6 protein-coding genes are annotated in these 8,835 nt (G+C 71.1%); 3 read left to right on the top strand and 3 right to left on the bottom strand.

What is annotated here, in order from left to right; translation table 11 throughout:
* On the bottom strand, positions 1-1,443 hold a 1,443-nt coding region (locus BFF76_RS27620; RefSeq protein ID WP_065849295.1), incomplete at its 3' end, for a sigma-70 family RNA polymerase sigma factor.
* Between the two features lie 422 nt (positions 1,444-1,865).
* The gene (locus BFF76_RS27615) at positions 1,866-2,678 is read right to left on the bottom strand and encodes a TetR/AcrR family transcriptional regulator (protein WP_053929639.1); all 813 of its coding nucleotides are present in this window, start codon (positions 2,676-2,678) and stop codon (positions 1,866-1,868) included.
* A gap of 339 nt (positions 2,679-3,017) precedes the next feature.
* Between BFF76_RS27615 and BFF76_RS27610 the strand changes: the two genes are divergently transcribed.
* Positions 3,018-4,451: an NAD(P)/FAD-dependent oxidoreductase gene (locus tag BFF76_RS27610; protein ID WP_053929660.1), complete on the top strand. Its 1,434-nt coding sequence runs from the start codon at positions 3,018-3,020 to the stop codon at positions 4,449-4,451.
* Positions 4,452-4,783: 332 nt separating this feature from the next.
* A complete protein-coding gene (locus tag BFF76_RS27605; RefSeq protein ID WP_031097435.1) occupies positions 4,784-6,454 on the top strand; it encodes an ATP-binding SpoIIE family protein phosphatase in 1,671 nt (556 codons plus the stop codon).
* A gap of 42 nt (positions 6,455-6,496) precedes the next feature.
* Here the strand turns inward: BFF76_RS27605 and BFF76_RS27600 are convergent, their stop codons facing one another.
* Complete coding sequence (locus tag BFF76_RS27600; RefSeq protein ID WP_065849294.1) at positions 6,497-7,813, bottom strand: MFS transporter; 1,317 nt, start codon at positions 7,811-7,813, stop codon at positions 6,497-6,499.
* A 137-nt stretch (positions 7,814-7,950) separates the two neighbouring features.
* Between BFF76_RS27600 and BFF76_RS27595 the strand changes: the two genes are divergently transcribed.
* A complete protein-coding gene (locus BFF76_RS27595; RefSeq protein ID WP_031097438.1) occupies positions 7,951-8,508 on the top strand; it encodes a MarR family winged helix-turn-helix transcriptional regulator in 558 nt (185 codons plus the stop codon).
* Positions 8,509-8,835 lie beyond the last annotated feature (327 nt).

Genomic DNA, 8,835 nt, shown 5'->3' with positions numbered 1-8,835 from the left:
AGGTGGCATGGGGGTGGCGGGCGCTGCGGACGGTGGCTTGGCCACCGGCTTGTGCTCGGGCGCAGGCCGGTCGCCCCCGACCAGGGCCCACACGAGCCCGGCGGCTGCCGCCACGGCCGCCGCGGCGGCGATCCCGGCCTTCGCCGGGCCGCCGATCACTTCGGACGCCGCGGCCCCGCCTGCCGTGCCTCCCCCGGAGGACGCGCCTCCCGAGGCAGCCGCGGCGGCTCCGGCGCCGGCCGCACCCGCCGCGCCACCCGCCACGATGCCGGCGGCCTTGAGCGAGTAGCCCGCGGCGAACCAGCCGATGACGGCGACCGGGAGCAGGGCCGGAATGCCGGCGTTCACACGGTCCAGCTCACCGGCGGCGATCCGGCACTTCGCGCACTCGTCCAGATGCTTGCGCAGTCCGCGTTCGGCCCGGGTCCGCAGACCGCCCCGGGCATGGGCGCCGAGCCGGTCGGCGTACTGCGCGCAGTCGCCGCCGGCCGTCAGCGACTGGCTCACATGGGCCTGCAGATAGGCCTGCTTGAGCCCCTCACGGGCCCGGACGGCCAGGACCGCCGTGGCATTGGCGGTCAGGCCGAACAGCGGCGCGACCTCGCTCGGTGACTCCTCCTCCACGGTCGTGTGCCACAACACGGCCTGCCAGCGCTCCGGCAGGCTGCGGAAGGCCTCCATGGCCATCGACCGGTCCGCCTCGTGCATGGCGAGCACATCGGCGCCGAGGTCGAGGGTGTCGGCCTCCGACAGCTCGGCGGAGCGAGTGGCCTGCGCGGCGAACACCGCGAAGTCGTCCACCAGATGCTCGCGCTTCGCGCTCCTGGTCCACGCGGCGGCGACATGCCGGACAGCCGTCATGAGGTAGGCCCGGACGGCCTCCTCCGGCCCCTTCCCGCCCCGCACGGCCTGCAGCGTCCGGGCGAACACCTCGGCCGTCAGGTCGTCGGCGGTGTGGGCGTCCCGGCAGCAGGTACGCGCATAGCGGCGCACCGCCCCCGAGTGGCGCCGGAAGAGCTCCTCGTAGGCATGGTCGTCACCCGTGCGCATGCCCTGGATCAACTGCGCGTCCGAGGGGCTGAGTTCCGCGGACCCCGCGCGCCCCTCACGCTGCAGAGGGACCGCGTAGGCGGCATCGGCCTCCGAACCGGGTTCCGGCTGCGCCCCGTCATCGGCGGCGGACCTCGACGGCCAGGGACCGGGCAGCACGGTGCCGCCATCGTTGGAGTCGTCCGGCCGCGCAGACCCGGCGCCCCCTTCGGCGGGGGCGCTCGGCCGTCCGGTCCCGGAACGGCCGGGTGGCGTCACCTGGTCCGGCACCTGGCCCGGCGGCCGGCTCGGCGTACGCGAGGCCGACGGGCTGCCGGCCTCCGTGCCCCTGCCGTCCCTGCCCGCTGCATCGACACCGCCGGACGGCTCTTCCTGCCGCGCGTCACCGCTCATCGCGGAAGCCCCCGTATACACCCTCGGACCCGAATACCGGGGCCACATTGCCACAGCGCAACGCCGCGACGAGCCCTGAGTATCAGCAACCACTCGTCCGGGGTTTCTTCCTGTGCCCGGGGGTGTGACATCACCCCGACGGGGAAGGCGCAACGGCCCCCGGTCGCACGGGAAACGCCCTCGGCCGCATGGGTATGCAGCTGACAGGGGATGGGCCCCACCGGCCGCTGCACGCACGCTGACGACTGTGCGGGGGTGACGCCTGCGCATGCGCGATGTCCGCGCATACGCAGGCGACTGCGCATACGTGACGGCAGGGCCTACGCGACAGCTGTACTGCCGGCGCCGCAGGACCGCGCGGCGCGCCCGCGGTGCGGGCGTCCCGCACGGGAACTACGTGGGTCCTACGCCCGGCGGGATGCCTACGCCCGGCGGGAGCGGAGCCCCTCCAGCAGGATGTCCAGCAACCGGGCCGAGGCAGCGGCCTGATGAGCGGGATCCGGCAGCGCCGGCGCCGCCGTGGCGATGACCAGCAGCACATCTGCCACCGTCACATCGCCCCGCAGCTCACCCGACTCACGGGCCCGGTCGACCAGCCTGCCAACGACCTCGAGCAGTTCGGCCACACCCGGGTCGTCCTCGATCCCGTCCTCGCTTCCAGGAGGCCGGCCGACCACCCGGAGGTCGGGCTGGCCCACTCCCTGCCGCTGATGCGGGACGCGAGACTCGCCGTCGGCCGTGCCGGGACCCTCCGTCGAGGCATGCTCGTCCTGCTCCGCCCCCACGCGCAGCACCTGCGGGGGCAGCAGCCGTCCCGCACCGGATGCCACCGAGGTCCGCAGGAAGCGGGAGAGCGCCGACCACGGCTCGTCCTCCTGGCCGAGGGCCGTGCGAGCCTGGTCGGTCAGCCGAGCGGTCTCCTCCTCCGCTATCCGGCGCACCAGTACGTCCTTGCTCGGGAAACGCCGGTAGACCGTACCGACGCCGACCCGCGCGCGGCGCGCCACATCCTCCATCGGTGCGCCGTAACCCAGTTCCCCGAACACCTCACGCGCGGCGCGCAGGACGTGTTCGAGATTGCGCTGCGCGTCCACGCGGAGCGGCGCCGAGCGGGCCGTGCCACCCGTCGCTCCCGCTGCCGCGACCGTCCCGACCGCGCCCACGGGGCCAAGCCGCCCATGGTCCTCAGCAGAAGAGGCGACGGCGCTCGGCCCATGCAAATCCTGAATGTGCATAACTTCCCCCGGTTATGTCGTCTCCCCCCGGAGACTTCCCCGCCGTGTCTGCCGGTGTCTGGTCACTGGTCCGAATCCGACACCCCGACGGGGTACGAACATAGTTGAGCCCGGGTCAATTCAGAAGGGGGTAGTTCCGCACGGAGCGCCCCCCGATCGGAGCAAGGACCGGTTGGACCCCGATTCGCCCCCTGCGACCACGCCCTCCTACCGCATCTGACCTGCACACCTCCGGAACCGGGCGGTGGCCGAGGTCCGCCGGGTGATCGAAGAGCTCCGGTCACACAATTTGCCGGGCCTGTGGACAAACTCCGGACTCCGGTGCGTCATGGGATGGTGATGGCACCAGATTCCCGGGGGACACCCCCCGGCACCCGGCCGAGTGCACGCATTCTCGTCGTCGGCGGCGGCTACGTGGGGATGTACACCGCGTTGCGTCTCCAGCGGAAGCTCCGGCAGAGACTGAGAAGCGGTGAGGCCGAGATCGTGGTGGTCACGCCGGATCCCTACATGACGTACCAGCCGTTCCTGCCCGAGGCCGCAGCCGGTTCGATCTCTCCGCGTCATGTCGTCGTGCCCCTGCGCCGGGTCCTCAAGAACTGCACGATCGTCATCGGCGAGGCGGAGCGTGTCGACCACGCCAAACGCACCGTGACGGTCACGACGCTCGCCACCGGCGAGGACGGCACCGGAGCCCTGGAGATTCCGTACGACGAGCTCGTCCTCGCGCCCGGATCCGTGTCACGCACCCTGCCGGTTCCGGGCCTCGCGGACTTCGGCATCGGCTTCAAGACCGTCGAGGAGGCCATCGGCCTCCGCAACCACGTCATCGAACAGATGGACATCGCCTCCGCCACCCGGGACCCCGCCATCCGCGACGCGGCCCTCACCTTCGTCTTCGTGGGCGGTGGATACGCGGGCGTCGAGGCGCTCGCGGAGCTGGAGGACATGGCCCGCTACACCTCGCGGTACTACCACAACATCAAGCCCTCGGACCTGAGATGGATCCTGGTCGAGGCGACCGGGCGCATCCTGCCCGAGGTCGGCGAGGCGATGGGCAAGTACGCCGTCAGGGAGCTGCGGGGCCGCAACATCGACGTACGGCTCGACACCCGGCTGGACAGCTGCGAAGGCCGCGTCGCCGTACTCAGTGACGGGGCGCGCTTCCCGACCCGCACCCTGGTGTGGACCGCGGGCGTGAAGCCCGCACCGATCCTCGCCGCCACCGACCTCCCCCTCACGGAGCGCGGCCGGATCCGCTGCACCGCCACGCTCTCCGTCGACGGCGCCGAACACGCCTGGGCCGCCGGTGACGCGGCGGCCGTTCCGGACCTCACCTCGTCGGAGCCGGGCACGGAGACCGCGCCGAACGCCCAGCACGCGGTCCGTCAGGCAAAGGTCCTCGCCGACAACATCGTGGCCACGCTCGCCGGCCGGCCGGCCCAGGACTACCGGCACTCCTACGCCGGATCCGTCGCCTCGCTCGGCCTGCACAAGGGAGTCGCGCATGTCTACGGGCGAAAGCTCAAGGGATATCCGGCCTGGCTGATGCACCGCGTCTACCACCTCAGCCGCGTACCCACGTTCAACCGGAAGGCGCGCGTCCTTGCTGAGTGGACCCTGGCCGGACTCTTCAAACGCGAGATCGTCTCCCTCGGCTCGCTCGAACACCCGCGCGCCGAATTCGCCCTCGCCGCACGAGGACTCGTACATCCCGGGCCTCCCGAACAGACCCCGCCGAAGGACGACAGGCCACCGGACACGTCCCGTTGATCCGCGGTTCACCGCCGCGCGGGCACACCCTCCGGGAACCGCTGCAGTTCAGCGGACGGACCGACGGCCGTACACCAACTGTCAGTACGGTCGGTCACACTGGGCATGTGACCATAGGTGGGCTCACACCTGCGCAGAGTGATCCGGCAGGCGGTCACCTACAGTGACCGGCAGCGGCGACCACCAGCACGGACAGGTCCGGCTGCGCGTTCCCGACAGCACGGCCCCGGCACCCCGATCCGGCATGAGGACCGGCGGGTGCCGGCCACAGGACCAGCAGAAGAAGCAGCTCGCCCGAGCGGACCCGACCGACACACGAGGCCAGAAATTCCGTGAACTTCACGCGCTGGAGCGCCCGCCTTCCCGGAACACAACGTCGAGCCGCCGCGCGGGACGACGACCACAGTTCCGTACCCGCCGCCCGCGCCGAGTCCCTACGGCCGAAGACCGCGGCCACGCCGCCCGACGACAGCTCCGAACCCTCCGCCCCTGTGCCCGGGCCCGCCTTGGAAGCCCTGTCGGCCCGCGAGCTCCTCGGCCGGCTCCCCGCCCCCGTCGCCCTGCTGCACGGACCGGAACACCGCATCACCTACGTCAACGCGGCCTACACGTCCGCCTTCGGCCCACGCCCCTGCGGTGTACCCGCGGCCGAGGCCATGCCCGAGCTCGCCGAGCTCAGCCTGCTGCCCCTCATGGACCAGGTCCTGCGCAGCGGCACCCCCCGTACGGTCAAGTCCCGCAAGGTGCAGGCCGGCAGTTCGTACACCGTGACCTGCACACCCGTGGCCACCGGCCCGGACGGAACCGGCGGGGAGCCGGGCGTCCTCGTCTACGCCACAGATGTCACCGACCACGCCGAGGCGGCCGAGCGCCTCAGGACCAGCGAACGCCGCCACCGCGAGACGGCCGTCACGCTCCAGCGCTCCCTGCTCCCTCAGGACCTCGAACAGCCGGACGACCTGCGCATCGCCGCCACCTATCAGCCGGGCGGCACGGACGCGGCGGTCGGCGGTGACTGGTACGACGTCATCACCCTGGGCGCAGGACGGACCGCACTCGTCATCGGCGACGTGATGGGGCGCGGTGTGCGGGCCGCCGCCGTCATGGGCCAGCTGCGCACGGCCGTCCGGGCGTACGCACGCCTCGACCTTCCGCCGCACGAGGTGCTCCAGCTCCTCGACGTGCTCGCCGCCGAGATCGATGCCAGCCAGATCGCCACCTGCGCCTACGCCGTCCACGACCCCAACGAGGGGCACCTCGTCTACTCCTCCGCCGGGCACCTCCCGATCCTCGTGTGCGACGAGGACGGCACCGTCCACCGCGCGGAGGACCCGACCGGGCCGCCGCTCGGCACGGGCGGCTGGGTTCACACCTCGGGGACGATCCCCCTGCCGCCCGGCTCCACCGCAGTCCTCTACACGGACGGCCTGGTCGAACGGCGCAGCGAGGACATCGACGAGGGAGTGGCCTCCCTGGCGCGCGCCCTCTCCGGTGCCAAGGGATCGCCCCAGGTGGTCTGCGACCGGCTCATCCGCTCCCTGGGTGTCACCGCCGAGCACGACGACGACGTGGCGGTCCTCGTGGTCCAGCACCCCGCACGGACGGGAGCGAGCGCGGAGCTCTTCCACAACGCCTCGCTCGAACTGCTCGGAGGCATCGAGGCCGCGCCCAGGGCACGCGCCTTCGCCACGGGCGTCCTGGCTTCCTGGCGCTTTCCCATGGAGCTCTGTGACCTGGGCGTTCTCGCCGCGAGCGAGCTCGTCGCGAACTCCCTCCAGCACGGCACTCCGCCCATGCGCCTCGGTCTGCGCCGGACCGACCGGCGCCTGATCATCGAGGTGACGGACGGGGACGACCACCTGCCGCGCCGCCGTCGCGCCGAGCCCGCCGACGAGGCGGGACGCGGCATCTCCATCGTCGCGACCATCGCCACGTCGTGGGGAAGCCGCCGTACCCCCGGCGGGGGCAAGGCGGTCTGGTGCGAATTCGCGCTCCCCGGCTGACCCGACCCGGCGCACGGCCGTGCATCGGCGCAGGGCGGCGACTCAGTGCACGGCGGTGTCTCGACGCACGGCGGTGGGAGGGATGACCGGCTCGCTCTCCGGCAGCGACACGGCGACCACCCGGGACGGCCCCGCCGCGAGCAACGGCCGGTCCTGTGCCGGAGTGAGCTGACGGCCCAGCTTGAGAGCCAGCACGGTGATGCCGAGCGAGAACAGCACGAACGTCACGATGTACGGCCCGTGCAGGGACGCCCCCATGGGCCCGCCCACTGCGGGCCCGACGGCCAGCGCGAGCTGCTTCACCAGGGCGAAAGCCGAGTTGTACTGACCGACCATGGCCTCCGGAGCCAGATCGGCGACGAGCGGCGCCACGGTCGGCGACAGCATCGCCTCACCGAGCCCGAACAGGGCGTACGTCGAGATCATCGCGGCCGTGGCCATGGTCTGGCTGCCGTGTCCCAGGCCCGCGTACCCGGCCACGATCCACGCGAAGGCCCAGATCAGACCGACCCACGCGATGACCCGGCTGCGACTGCGGCGCTCCACGAGACGGAGCACGACGAACTGCGCGACGACGATCACCGCCGTGTTGGCCGCCAGCGCGATACCCAGGGTGGACGGATCGATGCCGGCTGCCTCGGTGCCGTAGGCGGCGAGACCGGACTCGAACTGTCCGTAGCAGGCGAAGAAGATCACGAAGCCCAGCACGCACAGCTGCACCATGGCCTTGTGCGAGAGCAGCACCCGCAGCCCGGCCTTGGGAGCGGTGCCGTCGGCGGGCACCGCTCCCGTGAGGGAAGGCGCACGCGGCATGCGAACCGTGGCCGCGACCACGCCCAGCACCAGGAACATCCCCGCCTCGATGAGGAACAGCAGGGTGAAGCTCGACGGACGGTCGACGTCCACCAGCTGCCCGCCGACCAGGCCACCGAGGCCGAGGCCGAGGTTCTGCAGGAAGAACTGCATGGCGAAGGCGCGGGTACGGGTCGCGGCACTCGAGCACCACACCAGCATCGTCGCGAGCGCAGGCTGCATGACAGCGGTGCCGGCGCCAAGGACCACGGCGGAAAGCACAGCTGACGTCACGCCGTCCGAAAAGCCCAGGGCACAGGCGCCCACGGCCGCGGCCACGGCGGCGACGACCAGCACGGGCAAGGGACCGCGCCGGTCGATGGCACGGCCGGTGAACGGCAGCACCGCGAGCGCTGCCATGGCGAACACAGCCAGCACGACACCTGCCGTACCGGCACCAAGATCCCGTACCTGTGCCACGTAGACGTACAGATACGGGACGGTGAATCCGAGGCCGAACGCACTCAGCGCACTCCCCAGCTGGATCCGCCGCAGCGCTGCACCCATCTCCCTGGTCACACTCACCTACCTCAAGACTCACTCGCAAGAACACAGACTCGTAGACTTTAGCACTAAAATTAGAGGCTGAACTCTTCACCTTGAAGGACTTCGACGGCGACGAACAGCGTGCGATACTGCCCGCCATGTCTGACACCACCGAGCAGCCCGAGCTCCAGGAGCCGAGCCTCGACGAGCAGATCGCGGCCTACCAGCGCGAATTCCGGGACCTCGACCCCCAGGTCGAGCAGATCGTCTCCGCGCTGGGCCGGCTGAACCGCCGGATGAACGTCGCCTACGGCAGGCAGGTCGCCGCACTCGGGATCAGCAACACCGAGTGGGAGGTCCTCAAGACCCTGGTCCTGTCCGGCGCCCCCTACCGGCTGGGGCCGGGCGAGCTCGCAAAGCGGCTCGGGCTGACTCCCGCAGCGATGACGCACCGCATCGACCGGATGGCCGGCGAAGGCCTGGTCACCCGGGACCGGGACGAGAACAACCGGGTACGCGTCATCGTGGAGCTGACCGACGAGGGCCGCGCGAAGTGGCTCGAGGCGATGCGGATGGCCACCACCTTCGAGGAGGACCTTCTCCAGGACCTCTCGGGTGATGAGCGTGGTGCGCTGGGCGAGATCCTGATCCGGCTGCTGCGCCGTGTGGAGCACGAACAGCCGGACGCCGGCGGCCGGCTCACCGACCTCGACTGAGGGTCAGGGCAGGGGGCGAGAGGTGAGGTTGACACACCGCCCTCGCATCCGTAAGGTTCTTCGAGTTGTCACGGAGCCGGTACGGTCCGGTGGCAGCCGATCCCGCCGCGAATGCGGCAACCAAACTCAGAACGATCTCCCACCGGAGAGAATTTCGGCATGCCGGAATTCAATTCACAGACTCGATTATGAGTCGCCGGGAGGATCCGCTACAGTTTGAGGCGTCGGAACGGCCGAAGGGCCGGGAAGGCGAAGCCCGCTGACTGGGAATCAGGCCCGAAAAGATCTGATAGAGTCGGACTCGCAGGAAAGGGAAACGCGAAAGCG

Origin of the sequence: Streptomyces mutomycini, assembly GCF_001700505.1 — a bacterium.
GTDB classification, from domain to species: domain Bacteria; phylum Actinomycetota; class Actinomycetes; order Streptomycetales; family Streptomycetaceae; genus Streptomyces; species Streptomyces mutomycini.
This window is presented reverse-complemented; position numbering and strand designations above follow the sequence as displayed.